The 21,916-nt window shown below is 62.0% G+C and carries 24 protein-coding genes; 9 read left to right on the top strand and 15 right to left on the bottom strand.

What is annotated here, in order from left to right:
* Positions 1 to 10: 10 nt before the first annotated feature.
* The 4 genes from pheS to infC form a co-directional block, all read right to left on the bottom strand.
* A complete protein-coding gene (gene pheS / locus EUU22_RS17185; RefSeq protein WP_129333221.1) occupies positions 11 to 1,096 on the bottom strand; it encodes a phenylalanine--tRNA ligase subunit alpha in 1,086 nt (361 codons plus the stop codon).
* A gap of 133 nt (positions 1,097 to 1,229) precedes the next feature.
* Positions 1,230 to 1,634: a 50S ribosomal protein L20 gene (gene rplT, locus EUU22_RS17180; protein ID WP_112685882.1), complete on the bottom strand. Its 405-nt coding sequence runs from the start codon at positions 1,632 to 1,634 to the stop codon at positions 1,230 to 1,232.
* Positions 1,635 to 1,670: 36 nt separating this feature from the next.
* Positions 1,671 to 1,874: a 50S ribosomal protein L35 gene (gene rpmI / locus EUU22_RS17175; protein WP_112685884.1), complete on the bottom strand. Its 204-nt coding sequence runs from the start codon at positions 1,872 to 1,874 to the stop codon at positions 1,671 to 1,673.
* Positions 1,875 to 2,088: 214 nt separating this feature from the next.
* Complete coding sequence (gene infC / locus EUU22_RS17170) at positions 2,089 to 2,625, bottom strand: translation initiation factor IF-3 (RefSeq protein ID WP_129333739.1); 537 nt, start codon at positions 2,623 to 2,625, stop codon at positions 2,089 to 2,091.
* Positions 2,626 to 2,806: 181 nt separating this feature from the next.
* Here infC and EUU22_RS17165 point away from each other — a divergent pair, with 181 nt between their 5' ends.
* Together EUU22_RS17165 and EUU22_RS17160 are read left to right on the top strand one after the other, a co-directional pair.
* Complete coding sequence (locus tag EUU22_RS17165; RefSeq protein ID WP_129333220.1) at positions 2,807 to 3,613, top strand: alpha/beta hydrolase; 807 nt, start codon at positions 2,807 to 2,809, stop codon at positions 3,611 to 3,613.
* 108 nt (positions 3,614 to 3,721) lie between these two features.
* Positions 3,722 to 4,342 (top strand): transglutaminase-like cysteine peptidase, encoded by a 621-nt coding sequence (locus EUU22_RS17160; RefSeq protein ID WP_129333219.1) that lies wholly within the window; start codon positions 3,722 to 3,724, stop codon positions 4,340 to 4,342.
* Positions 4,343 to 4,363: 21 nt separating this feature from the next.
* Here the strand turns inward: EUU22_RS17160 and EUU22_RS17155 are convergent, their stop codons facing one another.
* Both EUU22_RS17155 and mbfA read right to left on the bottom strand, forming a co-directional pair.
* Positions 4,364 to 5,557, bottom strand: coding sequence for an MFS transporter (locus EUU22_RS17155; protein WP_129333218.1), 1,194 nt, complete (start codon positions 5,555 to 5,557; stop codon positions 4,364 to 4,366).
* Positions 5,558 to 5,667: 110 nt separating this feature from the next.
* A complete protein-coding gene (mbfA, locus tag EUU22_RS17150; protein ID WP_129333217.1) occupies positions 5,668 to 6,654 on the bottom strand; it encodes an iron exporter MbfA in 987 nt (328 codons plus the stop codon).
* A gap of 217 nt (positions 6,655 to 6,871) precedes the next feature.
* Here mbfA and EUU22_RS17145 point away from each other — a divergent pair, with 217 nt between their 5' ends.
* The 3 genes from EUU22_RS17145 to EUU22_RS17135 all read left to right on the top strand — a co-directional run bounded on the left by EUU22_RS17145 (position 6,872) and on the right by EUU22_RS17135 (position 11,122).
* Entirely contained in the window at positions 6,872 to 7,351 is a 480-nt protein-coding gene (locus tag EUU22_RS17145; RefSeq protein WP_129333216.1) for a group III truncated hemoglobin, read from the top strand.
* 455 nt (positions 7,352 to 7,806) lie between these two features.
* A complete protein-coding gene (locus tag EUU22_RS17140) occupies positions 7,807 to 9,909 on the top strand; it encodes a TonB-dependent siderophore receptor (RefSeq protein ID WP_129333215.1) in 2,103 nt (700 codons plus the stop codon).
* Between the two features lie 16 nt (positions 9,910 to 9,925).
* Entirely contained in the window at positions 9,926 to 11,122 is a 1,197-nt protein-coding gene (locus tag EUU22_RS17135) for an MFS transporter (RefSeq protein WP_129333214.1), read from the top strand.
* 7 nt (positions 11,123 to 11,129) lie between these two features.
* On the opposite strand, the gene EUU22_RS17130 is transcribed toward EUU22_RS17135, so the two are convergent.
* The 6 genes from EUU22_RS17130 to EUU22_RS17105 all read right to left on the bottom strand — a co-directional run bounded on the left by EUU22_RS17130 (position 11,130) and on the right by EUU22_RS17105 (position 15,766).
* Entirely contained in the window at positions 11,130 to 12,209 is a 1,080-nt protein-coding gene (locus EUU22_RS17130; protein WP_129333213.1) for a siderophore-interacting protein, read from the bottom strand.
* A 114-nt stretch (positions 12,210 to 12,323) separates the two neighbouring features.
* Positions 12,324 to 13,352, bottom strand: coding sequence for a histone deacetylase family protein (locus EUU22_RS17125; protein ID WP_129333212.1), 1,029 nt, complete (start codon positions 13,350 to 13,352; stop codon positions 12,324 to 12,326).
* 165 nt (positions 13,353 to 13,517) lie between these two features.
* Complete coding sequence (locus tag EUU22_RS17120; protein WP_129333738.1) at positions 13,518 to 13,856, bottom strand: hypothetical protein; 339 nt, start codon at positions 13,854 to 13,856, stop codon at positions 13,518 to 13,520.
* A 201-nt stretch (positions 13,857 to 14,057) separates the two neighbouring features.
* The gene (locus tag EUU22_RS17115; protein WP_129333211.1) at positions 14,058 to 14,597 is read right to left on the bottom strand and encodes a GNAT family N-acetyltransferase; all 540 of its coding nucleotides are present in this window, start codon (positions 14,595 to 14,597) and stop codon (positions 14,058 to 14,060) included.
* 26 nt (positions 14,598 to 14,623) lie between these two features.
* Positions 14,624 to 15,202, bottom strand: coding sequence for a helix-turn-helix domain-containing protein (locus tag EUU22_RS17110; protein ID WP_129333210.1), 579 nt, complete (start codon positions 15,200 to 15,202; stop codon positions 14,624 to 14,626).
* A 42-nt stretch (positions 15,203 to 15,244) separates the two neighbouring features.
* On the bottom strand, positions 15,245 to 15,766 hold the full coding sequence (locus tag EUU22_RS17105; RefSeq protein WP_129333209.1) for a MarR family winged helix-turn-helix transcriptional regulator: 522 nt from the start codon (positions 15,764 to 15,766) through the stop codon (positions 15,245 to 15,247).
* A gap of 114 nt (positions 15,767 to 15,880) precedes the next feature.
* On the opposite strand from EUU22_RS17105, the gene EUU22_RS17100 reads away from it, so the two are divergent.
* Entirely contained in the window at positions 15,881 to 16,270 is a 390-nt protein-coding gene (locus tag EUU22_RS17100) for a DoxX family protein (protein ID WP_129333208.1), read from the top strand.
* A gap of 12 nt (positions 16,271 to 16,282) precedes the next feature.
* On the opposite strand, the gene EUU22_RS17095 is transcribed toward EUU22_RS17100, so the two are convergent.
* Positions 16,283 to 16,684: a ketosteroid isomerase-related protein gene (locus EUU22_RS17095; protein WP_129333207.1), complete on the bottom strand. Its 402-nt coding sequence runs from the start codon at positions 16,682 to 16,684 to the stop codon at positions 16,283 to 16,285.
* A gap of 80 nt (positions 16,685 to 16,764) precedes the next feature.
* Here EUU22_RS17095 and EUU22_RS17090 point away from each other — a divergent pair, with 80 nt between their 5' ends.
* Together EUU22_RS17090 and EUU22_RS17085 are read left to right on the top strand one after the other, a co-directional pair.
* Positions 16,765 to 17,358 (top strand): GNAT family N-acetyltransferase, encoded by a 594-nt coding sequence (locus EUU22_RS17090; protein ID WP_129333206.1) that lies wholly within the window; start codon positions 16,765 to 16,767, stop codon positions 17,356 to 17,358.
* Positions 17,355 to 18,230, top strand: coding sequence for a carbon-nitrogen hydrolase family protein (locus tag EUU22_RS17085; RefSeq protein WP_129333205.1), 876 nt, complete (start codon positions 17,355 to 17,357; stop codon positions 18,228 to 18,230). The genes EUU22_RS17090 and EUU22_RS17085 overlap by 4 nt, the downstream gene beginning before the upstream one ends.
* Positions 18,231 to 18,233: 3 nt before the next feature.
* On the opposite strand, the gene EUU22_RS17080 is transcribed toward EUU22_RS17085, so the two are convergent.
* Both EUU22_RS17080 and EUU22_RS17075 read right to left on the bottom strand, forming a co-directional pair.
* Entirely contained in the window at positions 18,234 to 19,478 is a 1,245-nt protein-coding gene (locus tag EUU22_RS17080) for an RNA polymerase sigma factor (protein WP_129333204.1), read from the bottom strand.
* Complete coding sequence (locus EUU22_RS17075; protein WP_129333203.1) at positions 19,475 to 19,840, bottom strand: YciI family protein; 366 nt, start codon at positions 19,838 to 19,840, stop codon at positions 19,475 to 19,477. The genes EUU22_RS17080 and EUU22_RS17075 overlap by 4 nt, the downstream gene beginning before the upstream one ends.
* A 223-nt stretch (positions 19,841 to 20,063) precedes the next feature.
* On the opposite strand from EUU22_RS17075, the gene lepA reads away from it, so the two are divergent.
* Positions 20,064 to 21,890: a translation elongation factor 4 gene (gene lepA / locus EUU22_RS17070; RefSeq protein ID WP_129333202.1), complete on the top strand. Its 1,827-nt coding sequence runs from the start codon at positions 20,064 to 20,066 to the stop codon at positions 21,888 to 21,890.
* Positions 21,891 to 21,916 lie beyond the last annotated feature (26 nt).

Genomic DNA, 21,916 nt, shown 5'->3' with positions numbered 1-21,916 from the left:
TCTATCCTCTTCACGCGCTCAGGCCGCCGAACAGCGTCGGCACGTCGAGCGGGCGGAAACCGTAATGGCTCATCCAGCGAACGTCGGCATTGAAGAAGTCCCGGAGATCCGGCATGCCGTATTTCAGCATGGCGATGCGGTCGAGACCCATGCCCCAGGCGAAGCCCTGATATTCGTCAGGATCGAGCCCGCCGGAACGCAGAACATTCGGATGCACCATGCCGCAGCCGAGAATCTCCATCCAATCCTTACCCTCGCCGAACTTGACGATCGGACCCGAGGAACGGTCGCATTGGATATCGACCTCGAAGGACGGCTCGGTGAAGGGGAAGAAGGACGGCCGGAAGCGCATCACGACATTATCCACCTCGAAGAAGGCCTTGCAGAATTCCTCGAGCACCCAGCGCATGTTTGCAACGTTCGCAGTCTTGTCGATGACGAGGCCTTCGACTTGATGGAACATTGGCGAATGGGTGGCATCCGAGTCCTGACGGTAGGTCTTGCCGGGGATGACGATGCGGATCGGCGGCTTCTGCGCCTCCATGGTGCGGACCTGTACTGGAGACGTATGGGTGCGCAGCACCTTGCGCTCACCATTGGCATCCGGCTCCAGGAAGAAGGTGTCGTGCATCTCGCGGGCGGGATGGCCTTCCGGGAAGTTGAGCGCGGTGAAGTTGTAGTAATCGGTTTCGATGTCCGGACCTTCCGCGATCGAGAAGCCCATATCGGCAAAGATGGCGGTAATCTCGTCGACGATCTGGCTGATCGGATGAATGCGACCGCGCTCGGCCGGCGAGGAGCGGACAGGCAGCGAAACGTCCACCGTTTCGGCAGCAAGGCGGGCGGCAATCGCCGCGTCGCGAAGTTCGGTCTTGCGCATGGTGATCTGTTCGGTCACCTCATTCTTCAGCGCATTGATTGCCGCGCCCCGGGCCTGGCGTTCCTCCGGCGTCATCGAGCCGAGCGTCTTCAGCAGCTCGGAAATCGAACCCTTCTTGCCGAGAGCTGCGACGCGCAGCGCCTCGATTTCCGCTTCACCGTCTGCGGTGGCAATATCGGCCAGAAGGGCCGTTTTCAAACTGTCGAGATCGGACATGTCCCTTGTTCCTGCCCCTGATTGCCGACACCGTCTCGCGGTCGGCATGACACCGAGAAAGAAAAAACCCGCGCCAGCCCTGCCAGCGCGGGTTTCCCAATCGAATTTCTAGAAAGCTTGGGAAGCGCTGGTCTTAACGAACCGCGCTTTCAAACTCATTGGCCGAACCGTCTTCCTTGAGGTACTCGAGGGCCTTCTTGGAGGCGGCAACGAGCGCGCCGAAAGCTTCCGGTTCGCGGATGGCGAGGTCGGAAAGAACCTTGCGGTCGACTTCGATACCAGCCTTGTTGAGACCGTCGATAAAGCGGCCGTAAGTGAGGCCGAATTCGCGGACGGCAGCATTGATGCGCTGAATCCACAGAGCGCGGAAGTTGCGCTTGTTCACCTTGCGGTCGCGATAAGCGTACTGCTTGGAACGGTCAACCGCGGCCTTTGCGGCGCGGATGGTGTTCTTGCGGCGGCCGTAGAAACCCTTGGCTGCCTTCAAAACCTTCTTGTGCTTGGCGTGGGCGGTAACGCCGCGTTTTACGCGTGCCATGTCATGATCTCCTTAGTAATCCAGTAGAGCCGGGTCTCAGAGACCGTTCGGCAGGTAGTTCTTGACGACCTTCTTGCCGTCAGCGTCGGCGAGAACCATGGTTCCGCGCGCGTCGCGAATGAACTTGTTGGACCGCTTGATCATGCCGTGGCGCTTGCCAGCAGCAGCTGCCAGCACCTTGCCGGTGGCGGTGACTTTGAACCGCTTCTTGGCAGCAGACTTCGTCTTCATCTTGGGCATTTTGCTACTCCATTGTTTTTGTATCGAAAGGAACAGACGAGGCTCCTTTCAAGCATTAGAAACGGCCACGGCATGCCCTGCCGGACCGTTCGGACGCGCGCTTATAACCGCACTCGGTCAAAAGCGCAACGGGTTCGGCCGGGGGAATCGGCCGAAAGACGTGAAAAGCCGCCGGCAGGCGGCGGCTTTGGTCACAGAAGTGCAGGCATTCACCTCACTTCGGCGCCAGTACCATCATCATCTGGCGGCCTTCGAGCTTCGGCTCCGCTTCCACCTTGGCGATAGCCAGGGTATCTTCCTTCACCTGCTGCAGAAGCTTCATGCCGAGTTCCTGGTGAGCCATTTCGCGGCCGCGGAACTTCAGGGTCACCTTGACCTTGTCGCCTTCTTCGAAGAAGCGGCTCATCGCCTTCATCTTCACCTCATAATCATGAGTGTCGATGTTCGGCCGCATCTTGATTTCCTTGACCTCGACGATCTTCTGCTTCTTGCGCGCTTCGGCCGCCTTCTTCTGGTTGGCGTATTTCAGCTTGCCGAGATCCAGGATCTTGCAGACCGGAGGTTCAGCATTCGGCGAGATCTCGACGAGATCAAGACCGGCCTCTTCGGCCATGCGAAGGGCCTCGTCCGTCGGCACGATGCCGAGGTTCTGACCTTCTTCATTGATAAGCTGAACTCTGGGGATCCTGATCTCCCGGTTTGAGCGCGGCCCTTCCTTTACGGGGGCGTCGGCTTTGAAAGGTCTGCGAATGGTCGTATTCTCCTCATTTGTTTCCGAATGCGGCATTGCCGGCCGGAGCGAAATCTCGTCTTTCCGTCGCGCTTGCAGCCACCGCGGCAAGGCTAATAACACGCTTCGGAAAGAAAATCACCTAGTGTGCTCGCAAGAACGAATCAGTTTTATGAATGCGTAGCGAGATTTGGAGTTCCTCATGACAGACATCAAGACCGAGCCCCGACTGCAGCATCTTGTTGTGGGCTCGGGCGAGACGAGGCGCGAGATCGCGATGCTGATCCGGCCGGCCACCGACCGCGCTGCCGGCCCGGCTCTGATGTGGCTGGGCGGCTATCGCTCCGATATGAGCGGGACCAAGGCGGAGGAACTCGACCGTCTTGCTGCCCGCACCGGTCGCCAGGCGATCCGCTTCGACTATTCCGGCCACGGCGCCTCGGGAGGCGACTTCAAGCTCGGTACCATCTCGCGCTGGCTGGAGGAGGCGTTTGCCGTCCTCGATGAGGCAGCACCGGGGCGCGTCGTCCTCGTCGGTTCTTCCATGGGCGGCTGGATCGCGCTTCGCCTTGCGCAGGAGCTCCAGCGCCGGGGAGCAGGCGCGAAGCTCGAAGGCATGGTGCTCATTGCACCCGCACCCGACTTCACCACCGAACTGGTGGAGCCCAATCTCAGCGCAGACGAGCAACGGTCACTGGAGGCGCGCGGCTATTTCGAAGAACCGTCGCAGTACAGTCCCGAGCCGAACATCTTCACCCGGGCCCTGATCGAGGATGGGCGCAACAATCGGGTTCTCACCGGAATCATCGAGACCGGCTGCCCGATACACATCCTGCAAGGAATGGTGGATCCCGACGTGCCTTACACCCACGCCCTGAAACTCATCGAATTCCTGCCAGCCGACGACGTCGTCCTGACGCTGATCCGCGACGGCGACCACCGTCTCTCCCGCCCCCAGGACATCGAGCGGATGAACGCTGCGATCCTCGGCATTTCCGAAGCAAGGTGATGCATTTTAACCATAGCCGCGAAATGCCTGTCTTCAGCAGTTGCTAATGATTGACTAACACGCCCGTCCAGCATTAACTCTTCGTTAACGATATAAAGGGACGGGTTCATGAGGAACGGTTCGCGCGCGCTCGCCGCGGTATTGGCGGCGACGGCATTTTTTGTGCCCATCAACAGTGGCTTCTCGGCGCCCGCGGCACCGAAGGCCATGGTTATCGGAGCCGTCACCTCACAGCCGATCGGTCACTACGAATTCTGCCGTACTCATCGCGACGAATGCGGCGTCCACGGCCGTGCGAACGCCCCGGCGCCCCGGATAACCGACCGGGGCTGGAGCGTTCTGCGAGACATCAATACTGCGGTGAATGCCTCGGTCACCCCGATGACCGACTCCGACATCTACGGCCGCGAAGAAATGTGGACCTATCCGACCGATGTCGGCGACTGCGAGGACTTCGTTCTGCTGAAGCGCAAGAAGCTGATCGAAGCGGGTTTCGATCCTTCGGATCTTCTCATCACCGTCGTGCGCAAGCCGGACGGTGAAGGCCACGCGGTCCTGACGGTGCGCGCAGCCCAAGGCGACTATGTCCTCGACAACTTGAACGACGAGGTCAAACTCTGGACTGCAACGCCGTATACCTACCTCAAGCGGCAGGCGGGCTTCGATAGCGGCCGGTGGGTGACGATCGAGAACGGCACGACCGATCTCATGGTCGGCGCGTTGAAATAACCGATTCCGGACCGCATTCTCTCAGCTGCCGGGCACCTCGCGTGTCAGCGGCGGTAGCCGTGAAAGCAAGGCCATCGCTCCTGCAGAAATGCCGGCGGCGGCGAGCAGGAAAAGGATGGCGACGCCCGCCCCGGCTCTTTCGCTGACAAAGACGATCGAAACCGGCGCAGCGGCGGAAAGCACCATTCGGGCGCCCGACAGGATCCCCATCGTTTGGCCATAGCCGGCTGTGCCGAAATAATGCAAGGGCAGCACGCCCCGAACGATAGACGTCAGCCCCTGCCCCGCGCCGTAGATGACGGCAAAAAACATCGGAACGGCGATGATCGGCCGCACGAGTGCGGACGACAGGAGCAGGAACGACACGAAAAGCGCGCCGGACGCGACGAGCGCAGTCACCACAGGCGTGAAGAGTCTCCGCTGCGAATACTCGATGAGCCGCGCCAGCACCTGCGACGGCCCGATGAGACTGCCGGCGAGGGTCGCGACGGCTGGCGAGTAGCCGGCGGCACCAAGCACCACCAGCAGCGATGCGCTGACAGCCGAGATCAGGAAACCGCCTGCCGCCAGGCTGATTGCCATCAGCACCATCGGCATCCGCGTGCCACTGTCCTTTGGGCTTTCTTTCCCTGTGGCGGTCGCCTGTTCTTTCCGCGGCGGACGATACGAAGGTACCGCCAGATGGACGGGCAGGGCAAAGACGAGATTGACCGCGGCGAGGACCAGATAGACGTCACGCCAATCCATCAGCGTCAGAAGCCATTGGTCGAGGGGCCAGAAGACGGTCGACGCGAAGCCTGCAATCAGCGTGACCAGCGTCACGTGGCTCCTCGCCTCCTGACCGTGCCGCTGGGCAAGGGCAGCGAAACCGGCGTCGTACTGCACGGCAAAGGCCACGAATTCGGCGAGAAAGGTAACCGCCGCGAACTGCCACGCATTTTGCATGACCGCATAGAGCCCCAGCGCGAGCGTCGCAGCGAGCGTCCCCAGTACCATGATCGGGCGTGCGCCAAAGCGGTCGATCGACCGTCCGAAGATCGGCGCCGATACGGCCCCTGCAAGCAAGCCGGCTGAAAACACCCCGAAGACAAAACTCGTTTCCCACCCGAAATCGCGTGCGATCGCAGGAGCGAGAACCGAGAACGAGTAGTGAAGCGTTCCATAGCCGACGGTCATGGAAACGCCCAGGCCGATGGTCAGGGGGGACGGTTTCATGGTGCGTCGCCACGCTAGCTGCGTCGCAACTCGTTGGCAACGACAGCCGACAGTCGAATAGAACGGCGCGCAAGCGGACGGCGCCTGTCTCGTGCCGTCCGGCCGCCAGACTAGCCGTTGCCGATCAGAATACCTGCGGCAAGAACCAGCGAGCCACCGAGCACCACCTGCATGGCCGCGCGCAGGAACGGCGTCTCCATGTATTTGTTCTGGATGAAGGCGATCGCCCAGAGTTCGATGAAGACGATGACCGATGCGGTGATCGTCGCCGTCCAGAAATGCGGGATGAGATAAGGCAGCGCATGACCGAGACCGCCGAGTGCCGTCATGACGCCGGACGCGAGGCCGCGCTTCACCGGCGAACCGCGACCGGAGAGCTTGCCGTCGTCGTGTGCGGCTTCGGTGAAACCCATCGAGATGCCGGCGCCGACGGACGCGGAGAGACCGACGAGGAAGGTCTGCCAGGTATCACCTGTGGCGAACGCCGCGGCAAAGATCGGTGCGAGCGTGGAGACCGAGCCGTCCATCAAGCCTGCAAGGCCCGGCTGCACATATGTCAGGATGAACTGCCGTCGGGCTGTTTGCGCCTCTTCGTGCGCGACGTCGGCAGGCACATGCTTTTCGCCCAGCATCCGGGCAATTTCCTCGTGCCCCTGCTCGGCCAATGCCAGATCGCCGAGGAGCCGTCGCGTTTCGGCATCGCTCGTCCGTTTGGCCGCCTCGGTGTAGAAGCGGTAGGCCGATTGCTCCATCGCCTCCGCCTCGTCGCGGATTTGCTCGAGTGTCTGATTGGCCCGCAGCCAGTCGGGCTTGCGGCTGTAAAAGTCGCTGACATATTCACGACGGATGAGAGGAATGCGCTCGCCGAACCGCTGACGATGCATCTCGATCAGCATGTTGCGGTGGGAATGCTCGACCTCCGCCATGTCTTCGAACACCTTGGCAGACTGCGGATACTGGGCGCGCAGCTGATCGGCGTAGGCAAGATAGATCCGCGCGTCGTCCTCCTCCGAGGAGATCGCCAGCGCCAGTATCTCCTGCTCGCTCAGGCTCGCGAAGGAGCGTTTCGAAGAAGATGGGAAAAATCGACCGAGCATAAATAACTCCATTTAGAATAATTCTAACTTATCCATTCCAGCGAGCGGGTCAAGGGCCGACAATCGTCGCCCGACGGACATATGGCCGCATTGCACCGGAAGTTTCGCACTCTAGATATGCGGAGTACGTACGCGCTCGTGTGCGCCTCGTAAGTGCCTTAAAATTGACAGATATCAACCCAACTGAAGAGAAACCAATCTGGGGGAGACGTCATCAATGCCCGTCGATCTGACCGCGCGCGCAGCCCATGTTGCCGGTATACGCGAACGCGCCCAGACGGAGATGGAGCGTCTCGGCGTGGATGCCGCGTTCATCGACCTTCTGGTCGAAACCTTCTATGGTCGCATCCGCGCCCATGAACATCTCGGACCTGTCTTCGAACAACGGCTTGCCGGGCGCTGGCCTGACCACCTGACGAAGATGAAGAGCTTCTGGTCGTCCATCGCGTTCAGGACCGGCACCTACGGCGGCAAGCCGGTTCAGGCCCATCTCGGCGTGGAGGGCGTCTATGAGGGCCTGTTCGCCGAGTGGCTGGCACTCTTCCGCGCGACTCTCGACGATATCGCGCCGAGCGAAGAAGCTGCACAATGGTTCATGGCGACCGCGGAACGCATCGCCCGAAGTCTCGTATTGGCGATGTTCTACAATCCAGCGCTGGACGATCCGGCAAATCGGCGACCGATGTCGGCGCATTAAGAACAACCCGAAAACAACTCTTCGTATGCCTTGGCACGTGCCAGATGACCTGTCCGGGCCCTTTGTCGTGAGATCGAGGAGAAGTGGTGCAGATGCGCGGTGCCGGATCTCCTTCGAGGTCTGCCGGCAGATTCAGACAAAGCGGAGCCCACGACCGGCTGGGGGGTGGGGGGTGGACGTGGGCTCCTGACCACCTCAGGAGTGGCTGGGGCGGACCATATCAGTTGCGCGCGCAGCGTTTAGCCCTTCCCCACAAATGCACCGCTATTTCGAAGGAGCTCATTAAAGGCGCTCTAACGATCCCGCCCGAACTGTACCTATCCGAAACAGGTGCTCTGCGCGGAAAGACGCCGGCCCGCGCGGCCGGAATTTTCCTCGGCCGATCGATCGTTAATACTTGACAAATTAACTCATATTTTGGAGTACTCCGGCGAGATAACTGGAGTATTCACCTCATGTATTTTCCGTTGCGCATCACCCTCCTTCTCTCGAGCGTTGCCGCCCTCGCCGTCGACCAGGCTGTTGCCCAGGACGGGGGTGCACCCGGCGAGACTCTTCTCGACGCGGTCGTTGTCGAAGCGGAAAGCGATGACATTCTCGTACAGGACGGCTATGTCGCGAAAGCCGACCGGATCGGGACGAAGGTCAATACCGCCATCACGAACATCCCACAGGCCGTCTCGGTGGTGACGCAGGACCAGATCGAAGACCAGAAGCCTCGCACGCTCAACGAATCGCTCGGATATACCGCCGGCGCCAATCCGAACACGTTCGGTTTCGACAGCCGCTACGACGCCTTCTACCTTCGCGGTTTTCCGGCGTATTACAACGGTATGTTCCGCGATGGGCTCCGGCTCTTCAACGGTCCGTCGGCCTGGCTGCGGACCGAACCATACGGCATCGAAGGTGTCACCGTCCTGAAGGGGCCTGCCTCTTCGCTCTACGGGGTGAGCGGCCCTGGTGGAATCGTGAACGTCGTCACCAAACGTCCGAAGGACGAGCCGTTTCGCGAGGTCGAGATCCTGGGCGGAGAGCACAGTCGCTACCAGGCCGGCGTCGACTTTTCCGGCCCTGTGGATGCTGAGGGAACGCTCCTCTATCGCTTCACCGCGTTGGGACGAAAGAGCGATACAGATCTCGAAGGCTATTCCGACGACAAGCTATATGTGGCGCCAGCACTCACCTGGAAGCGCGACGAAGATTCGAAGCTGACGATCCTGGGCGAGTACACACACGCCGTTACCGGCGGCACGGCCGCCTTTTATAATCCCGCCTATGGAAAAGTCTCCGACATCTACGCCGGCGACCCGGACTTCAACGACTTCGACCAGAACCAGGGTCGTATCGGCTACGAGTTCGAACATCGCCTGAATGACGTCGTCACGTTGCGGCAGAACCTGCGCTACAACGCCGTCGATGCTGACCTCGAGTACAGCGGTCTCTATTCCGTCGGCGCCGGACTGCCGCTTGCCCGCTACTGGGGCTACTACGAAGAGACAATGAAGAATTTCACAGTCGACAACATGGCGCAGTTCGAGTTCGACACCGGCGATATCCGTCACGTCGCAGTTGCCGGCCTGGATTACAGCTGGTCCGAGTATGAGGCATACAGTGCGGTCTCCTACGTCTCTGCCGATGATGCCAAGACCATGCCGACACCGTACGCCGGCTGGCAGGAAACGAACCTCTTCGGTCTGTACCTGCACGACCAGATGGAGTGGAATGACTTCACGCTGTTTGCGAGTGGCCGTTACGACTGGGCACAGACCGACGCGATCGACTCGTCCTTCGTCTCCACGGACCAGAAGGACGGCGCCTTTTCGGGGCGCATAGGCCTCTCCTACCGGACAGTCGCCGGCTTCATTCCCTACGCCAACTATTCGACGTCTTTCGCTCCCAATGTCGGTTTCGTTTACGACGATGTCACGAGCAACGACAGTCGCGTCGCCCGTCCGACGATCGGTCGGCAGAAGGAGATCGGCGTCAAATACGAAATTCCAGACAGCAATGCCGTGCTCAGCGCGGCTCTCTTCGATATCGACCAGAAGGATGGCGTCGTTTTCGATACGTCGACGGGCATCAACAAACAACGTCAGCTCGACCTGAACTCACGCGGCGTGGAGCTCGAGGGCCATGCCTCCTTCGACAACGGCTTCAGCCTGATCGCGACCTATACCTACCAACGCATGACAATCGAAAAGGGCGCGACCGGCACGGACGGCAACGAGCTTTCGGCGACGCCGAACCACGTCGCCTCACTTTGGGGCCATTACCTCATCGAGGATGGTGCGTTCGCCGGCCTCGGCCTCGGCGCCGGCGTGCGCTATTCGGGCGAAAGCTACGGTGACGATCAGAACTCGTTCAAGAATGAAGCCCGTGCCTTCGCGGATGCGGCGCTATCGTACGACTTCGGCTATCGTAATCCGGATCTCAAGGGCCTCACCCTGCAGGTCAACGCGAAAAACCTGCTTGATACCCGCAAGCAAATCTGCTCGGCCGGCTACTGCTATTGGGATGAAGGCCGCACGATTTACGGCAGCCTGCGCTATCGCTTCTAACCGGCAAGCGAAGGCCATGCGTCCCGTTTCCTCAACCTACGTGATTTCCGGCATTGCCGGCCTCTACGTCGCACAGAGCGTTATCGGCGGCGTCACGTGGTCTGCGCTGCCGGCGATCATGCGACTAAACGGTGTTCCGCTCGATCGCATCGGACTCGTGTCGCTGATCGCGTTGCCATGGGTGCTCAAATTCCTCTGGGCCGGCGCGATCGAACGCTACCGGCTGCCGCCGGTCGGGCGCAATCGCAGTCGCACCGTCGTCGCTGCCGGCGGCATCGTTTCGGCGGCGGGACTTCTCGTCGCGGGCTTTCTCGACCCGGCGGTCGCCCTGCCGCTGCTCGCCTGCCTGACTGTCGTCGCCTTTGCTGCCGCCACCGTCGACATCGCCTGCGATGGCTTCGCCGTCGAGACTCTGGCGCGCAAGCAGCATGGTTGGGGGAATGCAGCTCAGGTGGGTGGCGCCTACCTCGGCTCAGCGATCGGTGGCGGGCTCTTTCTCTACCTCAGCGGTCTCTACGGGTGGGGACCCGCGAGTTGGGCAACGGCCGGCCTCCTCCTTTTGCTCGGCTCACCGTTCCTTTTCGGCGCTGCGCGCGATCTCCCGGAAGAAGTCCGCTCGCATGTTCCCTCCCTCGGAACCGCCTTGTCGCGACCGGAACTGCGGCGCGGCCTGCTTGTGTCCGCGGTTTTCGTGCTCGCACAGAAATCCGCCCTCGGCATGATCGGTCCACTTCTCGTCGACCAAGGCCTGGATGCGGGTCGTCTCGGGCTTCTCAATGGGCTGGGAAGCTTCTTCGTCGGTCTCGGAGCGGCCGTGTTCGGCGGTATCTGCGTCCGCCTCTTCGGTGTGCGCAGCGTCCTCACGGTGGCACTTCTCCTTCAGGCAGGCTGCCTCGCCCTCTTCTCGTCCGCGGCTTCGACCGCCTTCGTGCCGCTCGCGATCACGATGACGGCGGCCGCCGCCAGCACGTCCGGCATCATGGCCTTCGGCTTCGTCGCACTCTACGCCCAATTCATGCGCTGGTCCGATCCCCGCCAGGCCGGCGTCGATTTTACGCTCTTCCAATGCATGGACGCGCTAGTGAGCCTGACTGGCGGGGTCGCCGCCGGCCAGATCGCCGAGCGCTTCGGATATGGCCCGCTCTTCACAGTCACTTCGTTCCTGGCGTTTGCCGCCGTACCGCTGCTGTTGCTCGCGACGCGACGCTCGTAACCGGCTATCACGCCGCTTCGTGACGCGCTTCGTCACCGGCACTGCCTCGACGCCAGTAGGGGACCACGAGCTGCCGCTCCCTCGGCAGACCCCACCTCTTGCGGAGGATCTGCCGGATTTCCCGGAAGTCCGAGAATTCGCAGCCCGCCCAGACAAAGATATCGTCCGGCAATGCGGCGGCATCGATATGCCCCAAATGACCGGAGAGAAGGCCAGTCGTGCCGGGAGCTCGGCCGTCGCGAAACAGCCAGCGGACCGATCCTTCCGCCACCGCAAGCGGCTGGACGTCTTCCGGACCGTCGACCTCGATCACGACATCGGCTCTTGTGCCGGGGCGAAGTTCTTTCAGGATACGCGCAATTGCAGGCACTGCCGTATCGTCACCGAGAAGAAGCATGTTCGCCGTCTCCGGAACGTCGCCGCCGCCTGGCCCGATCATACCGATGACGTCACCCGGTCTCGCATGCTCCGCAAAACGTGCCGCAGGGGTGTCGAATCCCGGATGCAACACAAAATCGACCTCGACCCAGCCGGCTTCCACATCGATCGCACGGATCGTGTAGACCCGGACCGTCAAGGCATCCTCACCCCGCGGCCAGACAAGCAGTCCGTCCTCGCCGACCCACGGCCAGACTGGCTTGCGTCCCTCTCGCGGGATCAGCAGCCGGACGTGCAGGCCGCCGGTCGCGAAGCGCTCCAGCCGTTCACTGGCAAAACGCAGCCTTTGGATGTGCGGACCGACCCGGACCGAGGATATCACTCTGAGCTCGCGAAAGAAGACGGGGACTACGTCACCGCTCCCGTTTCCCGTCCAGCGAAGAACGGCGCCGGTTCCGGGGGCCGAAACGAGCCGGCCGGCAAGCCCCATCTTCAGGTAGGCAAGGTTCGTCTCGTCACTGGCAGTCGCCTTGATGAGGAGGCGCTCCGCTTCGAGCGCCAGCGTGACCATACCATAAGGCGAATGCAGCACCGCGTGGTCACCACCCGTCCGAACGACGCTCTCTGCCTCGTCGTCGTTCAGCAATCGCTCGATCGCGGCGCTGGCGGCGTCGCCTTCTATGACGGCGCATGCTTCGAGGGATGACATGGCAGGACTCCGGATCTGTCGGCTACTTGACCAGCGAGCCTCCTTTTGCCAGCTTCCGAAATAAAAGTGGAGTCTTTTTAGAAACTTTTATTCTCATGCAGTCTGCGGCTGTTCTCAGGCCTCTAGACCCTTCAGAACGTTCGCAACGTTGAGTCCGATCTGCGGGACACCGTAACCTCCCTCCATGACCGTCAAGACCGGCAGGCCGGATGCGGCCACCATCTCGCCCATACGGAGATAGTCCTCGCTCTTGAGCCTGAAGAAGCTGATCGGATCCTCCTCGAACGTGTCGACGCCGAGGGAGAGAACGATGGCCTCGGCACCGCAAGTCCGAATACGCCCGAGCGCATCCGCAAGAGCGGACGACCAGACGTCCCACGTCGTGCCTGAGGGCATCGGATAGTTGGCGTTCAGTCCGTCGCCGGGGCCCTCTCCGGTTTCATCGGCATATCCCATGAAGAACGGGAAGGCGTCTTCCGGCTCCCCGTGGAGCGAGGCGAAGAAGATGTCGTCACGGCGGTAGGTAATGTCCTGGGTGCCGTTGCCGTGGTGAAAATCAACGTCGAGGATCGCGACCCTTCCTGCTCCCCGATCAATCAACCGTTGTGCGGCAACGGTGGCATTGTTGATGAAGCAGTAGCCGCCGAAGAGATCGATGCCGGCATGATGACCCGGCGGGCGGCAGAGTGAGAAGGAGAACCGATTGCCTTCTGCAAGCCATTCAGCGCCGGAAATCGCCACATCCATCGAAGCGATCGCCGCCTCGTAAGTGCCGCCGGAAATCGCCGTCTCTGCCGAATTGGCGTAATAGCCGACGGCACCGTCTATGTTCTTCGGCACCCGACCGGTCTGGCTGCGGCGGCAGGGGAAGGACGTCGCTATTGCCTCACCCTCGAAACCCTGAGCCTGCCATCGTTCCCAGCAGGTGCGCAGAAATTCGAGGTAGCCGGTATCGTGAACCTTGAGCGCGGTCTCCAGTCCGTGTTCTTCAGGCGCGGTGACATCGACAAATCCCGCGTCCCGAACGGCGGCGAGAATCCACTCGGCGCGGAACGGTCCCTCGAAAGGCTTGACCAGCAGGCCGCCGTGCAGCTCCGTCTTGGCATCCCGCAGCTTATGCTTCTCCGAATAGAAAACCCGCATTGCCGTCACCCCTCCGTCGATGTGGGACGCAGGCTAGCCTTGCGGTCGCGGACTTGGCAAGGGACGGAAGGAGCCGAGACGCTGCCGCACCGGACCAGGACCGCTCGAGAGAACGTCGAGCAACCCATACCCGATTCGATCACGAAATTCCCGTCTCCCGCCGACTTACTCGACGAGGTTAATTTCCTCGGTCTCGCCGCCTGTGCAGACATAGCAGCAGTCGCTGCAGGTCTCGGCGTTGTCCGGTCCGGTTCCCCAGTAGGTGCCGCGGTCACCGGAAACCCAGGCGCCGTAGCAGATCGATTCCCCCTCGTTGCAGGAAAGCGGAATCTGCTTCGTCTCGCCGTCGTCGAGATAGAAGACCTGATTGTTCCCCGGCCAGACGTAATCGCGGTCCTGGCTGTAGAGTTCGACTTCCACCGCGTTCGGATGTTCGTTGCGCATAACGAACGTGACGTCCGCGGCAAGCGCGGGCAGAGCCGCGGCGACGGCCGCACATGTCATCAGAAGAAGACCCGCAGGCCTGCGTATTACCGAAACGAAAAGCGTCATGAGAGATCCCCCGGTTCCCGAATGTCTATGCCAGCGAATCGCTAGCATGACGATCCGGCCCTACGGGAGAGGCGAAGCGGCCCGGAGTGCGCCCTTTTTTGGCACAACCTGTGACTCTGGTGTGTAACCTCCAAGACGGAAGCGTGTCGACGATCAGGCGTCCGCGGCCGGGGCGAGGTGCTTGTAGAAGACCGTGGTCGCGCAATAGCGACCGTCCGGGAACAGCGCGTAGTCCGGAATGACACCGGAACGTACCCAACCGAGGCGTTCGTAGATCGCCTCCGCGGGTTCGCCGGTCGCGGTGTCGAGGACGAGCAGCCAACGTCCGCGCGCCCTCGCCTCCCGCTCGGCGGTCGTCATAAGCTTTCGCGACAGACCGCGACCGCGGGCGGCACGATGGACGAGGAGCTTCATCAGGTCTGCTCGGTGGGGCTGGTTCGGCTTTAGCGCAAAACCTATCTGCACAGTACCGACGACCCGACCCGCATCGTCCTCGGCAACGAAGAGCAGTACCTCATCCCGCCCCACCGCGGAGACAACCTCCTGCCAGTACGCTGCCGCGTCGGCATCCGCCAACGGTGACATGAATCCGACCGAGGCGCCGCCGTCGACGCAGTCGCAGAGCACCTCGCAAAGATCGGGCAAACACGTGAGCGCGTCGTCTTCGTTCAGCAGGCGAATGAGGGCGGACATGAGAGACTCCGAGTCAGGTTTCTACGTCAACGTGAGCCGAGGTCGATGACCACGGCATAGCGGGAGGGTTTGTCGGTCGGATTTCGAAAGGCATGCACCTCACCGACATTCATGTGGAGGCAGTCGCCAGCCGTGAGGTGGTAAATCCGCTCTCCGACCGTCAGCTCCATCTCACCATCGAACAACCAGACATGCTGCCACTGGGTGCGGCTTGCCGGCTGACTGCCGAAGCGGACTTCCGCGCCGGGTGGGAACTCGACCTCGACGACGTCGACCCGCGCGCCCGTCCCTGCCGGCGCCACGGTCCTGCGCACATACCCGCTTTCCGGATCTCGCCAGACCGGCTGGTCGACACGGCGCGCCAAAGGCTCGGCCGCATCGGCGGCGGTATCGAAGAACACCGACAGCGAAAGGCCAAGCGCGGAGCAGAGCCTCGCCAGTAGCACGGCCGTCGCACTCGTCTCCGCGCGCTCGATCCGCGAGATCATCGCCCGACTCACACCGGAGACTTCCGCGAGCTGGTCGAGCGTCAATCCGCGTTCACTGCGCAGCGCTTTCACGCGCTCCCCAATCGACCGGGCGAGCTCGTTCTCTTCGTATTCCATTATGTGAGAATTGCAGCATCACATAGTGGAGTCAAGAGCAGTTCAAGTGTCGAGCGCAATCGCCAGCTTGGCGAGCAAGCGCCCGAGGTCTTCCTTCTCTTGGTCATTCAGGCACCTCAACAGGTCTGTCTCGACTGTCATGTCTGCGCGGAAGGCTGCCTCGGCCCGTTCGCGGCCGAGCGTCGTCAACTGCACGGGGAGGCTGCGTCCATCGCTCTCGCTTGGCGGGCGCTCGATAAGACCGGCCTTCTCGAGACGCGCAAGCCTCGGGGTCAGGCCACCCGAGGTGATCATCAATTGCTGAAAAAGCTCTGTCGGACGAAGACGATAAGGAGGACCGGATCGCAGCAGCGTGGCGAGCACGTCGAACTCACCTGTATCGAGGCCATGCTCGGCAAACACCGCCTCGATGGGCGGCCGAACCTTCAGCGTTATCCACCGCGCGCGACCGAGAATGGCCATGCCGACCGTGTCCACGTCCGGGAGCTCCTTTGACCACTGGCGCCTGCGCACGCCAACGTGATCATCCTGCAGATCCCGCTCCGAAGCAATTTGTCTTGCCATAAAGATATTTCCTCGTTATCTTTCCAGAAAGATAAAGCGGTGCGCGGCTCTTCTCAAGAGAAAGATACACCGCGAAGGCACTTCGGACCTGGAACCGAGAGAGGAGAACGACTGATGAAAGAGGAAATGATCGCCATTTGGGCGGGGCGAGGCCTGTCGCTCGTCTTCGTCCTGTTCATGCTCGGGGCTTCCGTCGCCCCCAAGTTACTCGGCATGCCCGTTGCGGAGGAGACGCTTGCGGCACTCGGCTGGCCACCCGGTTATGCGAAGATGATCGGCATCATCGAACTGACCTGCGTGGTGCTCTACCTGTTCCCACGCACCAGCCTGCTCGGCGCCGTGCTGATGACCGGCCTTCTCGGAGGCGCGATCGCGACACAGTTGCGCGCCCAAAGCCCGCTCTTCACCCACGTGCTCTTCAGCTTCTACATCGCCGCCTTCATGTGGGGCGGACTGTGGCTACGCATGCCGGCCATCCGCGCAGCACTGCCACTCCTTCGCTGAGGAGTCCATCCCTCATCCCCCGACCTGACGGATCCATTCCGGAAGGTTGTAGTAGTTGGATATACGCGCGACCTTGCCGTCCCGCAGTTCGAAGAAAGCGCCGGCCGGAAGAACGTATTTCTGGCCCTTGGCTTCGGGCAGCCCCTCGTCCGTCACCAGGTATTCGCCATTGACGACGAACTCGGCGGCGCCGCGCCGGTCATCCTCACTGGTCATGACCACCATGTCGGTCAACTCTTCCCTGTAGCAGCGGTTCATGTGTTCCATGAAGCGCGCGAAAGCGGTCTTGCCAACCTGACGCTCACCCTGATTGATGTCGTGAATGACGTCGTCGGTCAACAGTGCCAGGAAAGTTTCCATGTCGCCAGCGTTGAAGGCCTCGTAGTAGGCGCGGATCGTATCGGCAGCGTTCATGGCATTCCTCGTGGCAGGCAGGACTTGGATCGAAGGTTCCGGAACGGTATAACCGCTCCCAAACGGACTGAAAACCTTTCATGACCCTCACGATCCAATCCTTTTCCGGCCGCGACGTGGCCGCCTTCGTCGACGACCTTGCGCGGCTGCGGATCGCCGTCTTCCATGACTTTCCCTATCTCTATCACGGCGACAGCGACTATGAGCGCCAGTACGTGGAGATCTATGCGCGCTCCGAGGGCTCGATCTTCGTGCTCGCAATCGACGACGACACCATCGTCGGCGCCTCGACCGGGACCCCCATGCTTGCCGAGACGGACGAGGTGCAGGCGCCGTTCATCGCCGCCGGCCGCGATCCGGCCGACTACTTCTATTTCGGCGAAAGCGTGCTGTTACCTGCCTATCGCGGCCGAGGCATCGGCGTGAAATTCTTCGAAGGCCGCGAGGCCCAGGCGAAAAAGCACGGCCTGCGCTATGCCACCTTCTGCGCCGTCGAGCGCGCTGCAGACCATCCGCGCAGGCCCACCGACTACGTGCCTCTCGATTCTTTCTGGACCAAGCGCGGCTACAGCCATCATCCCGAGCTTCGAACGACCTTCTCCTGGCGCGACCTCGACGAGGCCGAGGAAAGTCCGAAGCCCCTCTCTTTCTGGATACGGGACCTCCGTTCATGACCAAGATCACGCTTGCCAGCTGCCAGTACAAGATCGACCTGATCGAGACCTGGGAGGATTACGTCCTCCATCTCACCGATCTGGTGCGTGCAGCCGTCGACAAGGGCGCAAAGCTTCTGCTGCTGCCCGAATATTCGGGCCTCGTGCTCGCCGGCCAGCTCGCCCCACAGGTTCGCTCTGACCTGCACGGGTCGATTGCCGGTATCCAGCCGATGATCCCGGCCTGGCTCGATCTCTGCGAAGATATCGCCCGGACCCACGGCATCGTCTTCCAGCCCGGCACGGCACCGATGCGCGACCCCGATGGCAACTACCGCAATCGTGCCTGGCTCTTCGGTCCCGACGGCCTGATCGGTCACCAGGACAAGGTCATCATGACCCGCTTCGAGCGAGAGCAGTGGGGTATTGCGGCGGGCGAGGACGGCCTCCGTAGTTTCGAAACGCCTCTCGGCACACTCGGCATCCTCATCTGCTACGACAACGAGTTTCCGATGCTTGGCCGCAAGCTCGCAGACCTGGGTGTCGAGCTCATTCTCGCGCCGAGCTGCACCGACACGCTGGCCGGCGCCTATCGGGTAAGGATCGGCGCACAGGCACGCGCACTGGAAAATCAGATTGCTGTGCTGGTCTCGCCGACGGCCGGCAATGCACCGTGGTCTCCCGCGGTCGACGAGAACAGGGGGCGCGCGGCTCTTTATGTGCCGCCGGACTATGGCATGCCCCCATCGGGCGTGTTCGCCGAGAGCGAGAGCGACGATGCCGATGAAAGCGGGTGGCTGATCACGGAGATCGATCTTGCGGACGTGCTGCGGTTGCGCAGCGAGGGTCAGGTCGCCACGCGACGCGACTGGCCGGAACAATTTACGGTCTGAACCCTATTTCCCGACGAGATCGGCCCGGCGCCGTTCCAGGAACCGGCGTTCCGCCTCTCCCGGTCCAAGCGCAAGTGCCCTATCGAGGGAAATCCGCGCTTCGTCGTGGCGCCCGAGCCGCGACAGAACGTCGGCCCGGGCGACGAAGAACGGCAAAAAGTCGTTCAGCACATAGGCATCCAATCGGTCCAGCTCGGTCAACGCTGCCTCTTCCCCTTGCACCTCCGCAAGCGCCACCGCGCGGTTGATGCGGATCACCGGATCGTCGCGGAGGCCGAGCAGGATGTCGTAAGCCGCGAGCACGGCCTTCCATGGCGGCGGATCGGCGACACTCCTTCTGCCACACCAGAGCGCATGGATCATCATCTGCATGATGCGAGGTCCCGGCCCTGACATCCCGAGCGCTCTTGCGCAGTATCCTCGAGCCGCCGCAATCATCGGCTGCGACCAGAGTGCCGGATCCTGCGCGGCGAGCGGAATCATCGCTCCAGTCGCATCGACACGCGCCGGACGGCGCGCCTCGGCGAAGCGTACAGTCGCGGCCAGCGCCAGAACCTCGGCCTCCTTGGGCAGCATTTCCGACAGCAATGCCGTCAGGTCGAGCATTTCGCGGGCAAAGCCTGCATGCCGACTTGAGCCCGCCGCGTCCTCATGTGCCTTGGCATAGGCGATCTCGATCGTCGACAGCACTGCAGACAGGCGTCCGGTCCAGTGTTCGGGCTCCGGAACCTCAAAGCCGACGCCGGCCTCCGCAATCTTGCGCTTGGCTCGCACCAATCGCTGCGCAAGTGTGGCTTCGGACACCAGAAAGGCACGTGCGACCTCGCTTGTCGTCAGGCCGCAGACGAGCTTCAACGTGAGCGCCGCGCGGCTTTCGCCGCCAATGGCGGGATGGCAGCAGACGAAGATCAGCTTCAACCGCTCGTCGGGAATTACGGCGTCGTCACTTGCCAGCCGATCTTCGGCGGTCGGTTCGGACGCCGGCTCCTCGGGACGGTTTTCCGCGCGTGTCCGACGGCGACGCAGAATGTCGAGCGCCGCACATTCTGCCACCCGATAGAGCCATGCCGCCGGATCTCGCGGCGGACCGTCGTCTTTCCAGGCCTTGGCCGCCTTCAGGCAACTCTCCGCAAACGCTTCTTCCGCGAGATCGAGGTCTCGATAGCGGCCGGCCAGTGCCGCGCGGATACGCCCGCCGACCGTCCGAAAGGCATCGTCGAGCGCCTTCTCGCCGACCGGTGTGCTCACCGCGTCACCCCGGGCGGCAGCGGAATGAGCGGGCGAATCTCGATGGCCCCGTCACGCCCCAGCGGCACACGCCGAGCGAGCGCGATCGCGGCATCGAGATCCGGCACATCGATCAGGTAATAGCCGCCGAGTTGCTCTTTGGTTTCAGCAAACGGACCGTCGTGGATCGTCTGTTTACCGTTCTCACTGCGGACCGTCGTTGCGAATGCGGTGCCCTTGAGACCTCCGCCACCTAGCCTTGCAGCGCCCATCTCGCCGATGAAGGCGAAATGCTTCGGCCCGACTTCGGCCATCAGGGAGCCCGTCTTTTCCGGACCGCCGAAGATTTCCTCGCTCTCATAGATCAGAAGCATGTACTGCATGGTATCGGCCCCTCCTTGAGGCTTTTCCGGCCCGGCCATCGGCGCCGTCACCGAAGAGACGCGCCGCCAACCACAGAATCGACACCGCCACGAGAAAAAATTCAACCGCCGTTGCAGGGGCACGTGGTACCGTCCCGGAAATCTTGCTGCTATGCCGCGAATGCCGCCGAAATCCCTATATTCCGCTTTGCCCGCGGATTGCGCGCTGCTATATGCGCTGCCCATGAGCACAAATCCGAACCGCACGCCTCTTGACCACATCCGCAACTTCTCCATCGTCGCTCACATCGACCACGGAAAGTCGACACTGGCCGACCGGCTGATCCAGACTTGTGGTGGCCTCGCCGAGCGCGAGATGTCGGAGCAGGTTCTCGATTCGATGGATATCGAGCGCGAGCGTGGCATCACCATCAAGGCCCAGACCGTGCGCCTGCACTACAAGGCGAACGATGGCGAAACCTATGTGCTGAACCTCATCGACACGCCCGGTCACGTCGACTTTGCCTACGAGGTGTCGCGCTCGCTCTCGGCCTGCGAGGGATCCCTGCTCGTCGTCGACGCCTCCCAGGGCGTGGAAGCGCAGACGCTCGCCAATGTTTACCAGGCGATCGACAACAATCACGAACTGGTGACGGTGCTCAACAAGATCGACCTGCCGGCCGCCGAACCGGAGCGGATCAAGGAACAGATCGAGGAAGTGATCGGGATCGACGCCTCGGATGCCGTGCTGATCTCGGCGAAGACGGGGCTCGGCATCCCGGAAGTCCTGGAAGCCATCGTTCACCGCCTGCCGGCGCCGAAGAGCCCCGGTGGCGAGACCGCTCCGCTGAAGGCGCTGCTGGTCGACAGCTGGTACGACACCTATCTCGGCGTCATGGTCCTCGTGCGCATCATCGACGGCGTGCTTGTGAAGGGCCAGCAGATCCGGATGATGGGGACGGGCGCCAAGTACACGGTCGAGCGTGTCGGCGTGCTGACGCCGAAGATGGTCAATGTCGACAGTCTCGGCCCCGGCGAGATCGGCTTCATCACCGCCTCAATCAAGGAAGTGGCCGACACCCGCGTCGGCGATACAATCACCGACGACCGTCGGCCTACGGCCTCGGCCCTGCCGGGTTTCAAGCCGGCCCAGCCGGTCGTGTTCTGCGGCCTGTTCCCGGTCGATGCCGCCGATTTCGAAGACCTGCGTGCCGCCATGGGCAAGCTGCGCCTCAACGATGCGTCCTTCTCCTTCGAGATGGAATCCTCGGCCGCCCTCGGCTTCGGCTTCCGCTGCGGCTTCCTCGGCCTGCTGCACCTCGAAATCATCCAGGAACGTCTGGAGCGCGAGTTCAACCTCGACCTCGTGGCCACCGCCCCTTCGGTCGTCTACCAGATGAAGCTGACGGACGGGACGGAAAAGGAACTGCACAACCCGGCCGACATGCCGGACGTCGTAAAGATCGAGGAAATCCGCGAGCCGTGGATCAAGGCGACGATCATGACGCCGGACGAGTATCTCGGCGGCATCCTGAAGCTCTGCCAGGACCGACGCGGCATCCAGACAGAGCTCACCTATGTCGGCAACCGCGCGATGATCACCTACGAGCTGCCGCTCAACGAAGTGGTCTTCGACTTCTACGACCGGCTGAAGTCGATCTCCAAGGGCTATGCCTCCTTCGACTACCACATCCTCGATTACCGCGAGGGCGACCTGGTGAAGATGTCGATCCTGGTCAACGGCGATCCGGTCGATGCGCTCTCGATGCTCGTCCACCGCTCCGCCGCGGACCGCCGCGGCCGCGGCATGTGCGAGAAGCTCAAGGAACTCATCCCGCCGCACATGTTCCAGATCCCGATCCAGGCCGCGATCGGCGGCAAGGTGATTGCCCGCGAAACGGTGCGCGCACTGCGCAAGGATGTGACGGCGAAGTGCTACGGCGGCGACGCCACCCGCAAGCGCAAGCTGCTCGACAAGCAGAAGGAAGGCAAAAAGCGCATGCGGCAGTTCGGCAAGGTCGAAATCCCGCAGGAAGCGTTCATCGCCGCGCTGAAGATGAACGACGAATAGATCGGCGAAGGCCGCATTGATGGTCG

Origin of the sequence: Ciceribacter ferrooxidans (assembly GCF_004137355.1) — a bacterium.
Lineage (GTDB): Bacteria > Pseudomonadota > Alphaproteobacteria > Rhizobiales > Rhizobiaceae > Allorhizobium > Allorhizobium ferrooxidans.
Note: the sequence above shows the minus strand (reverse complement) of the source record. Positions and strands in the feature narration are given on the sequence as shown.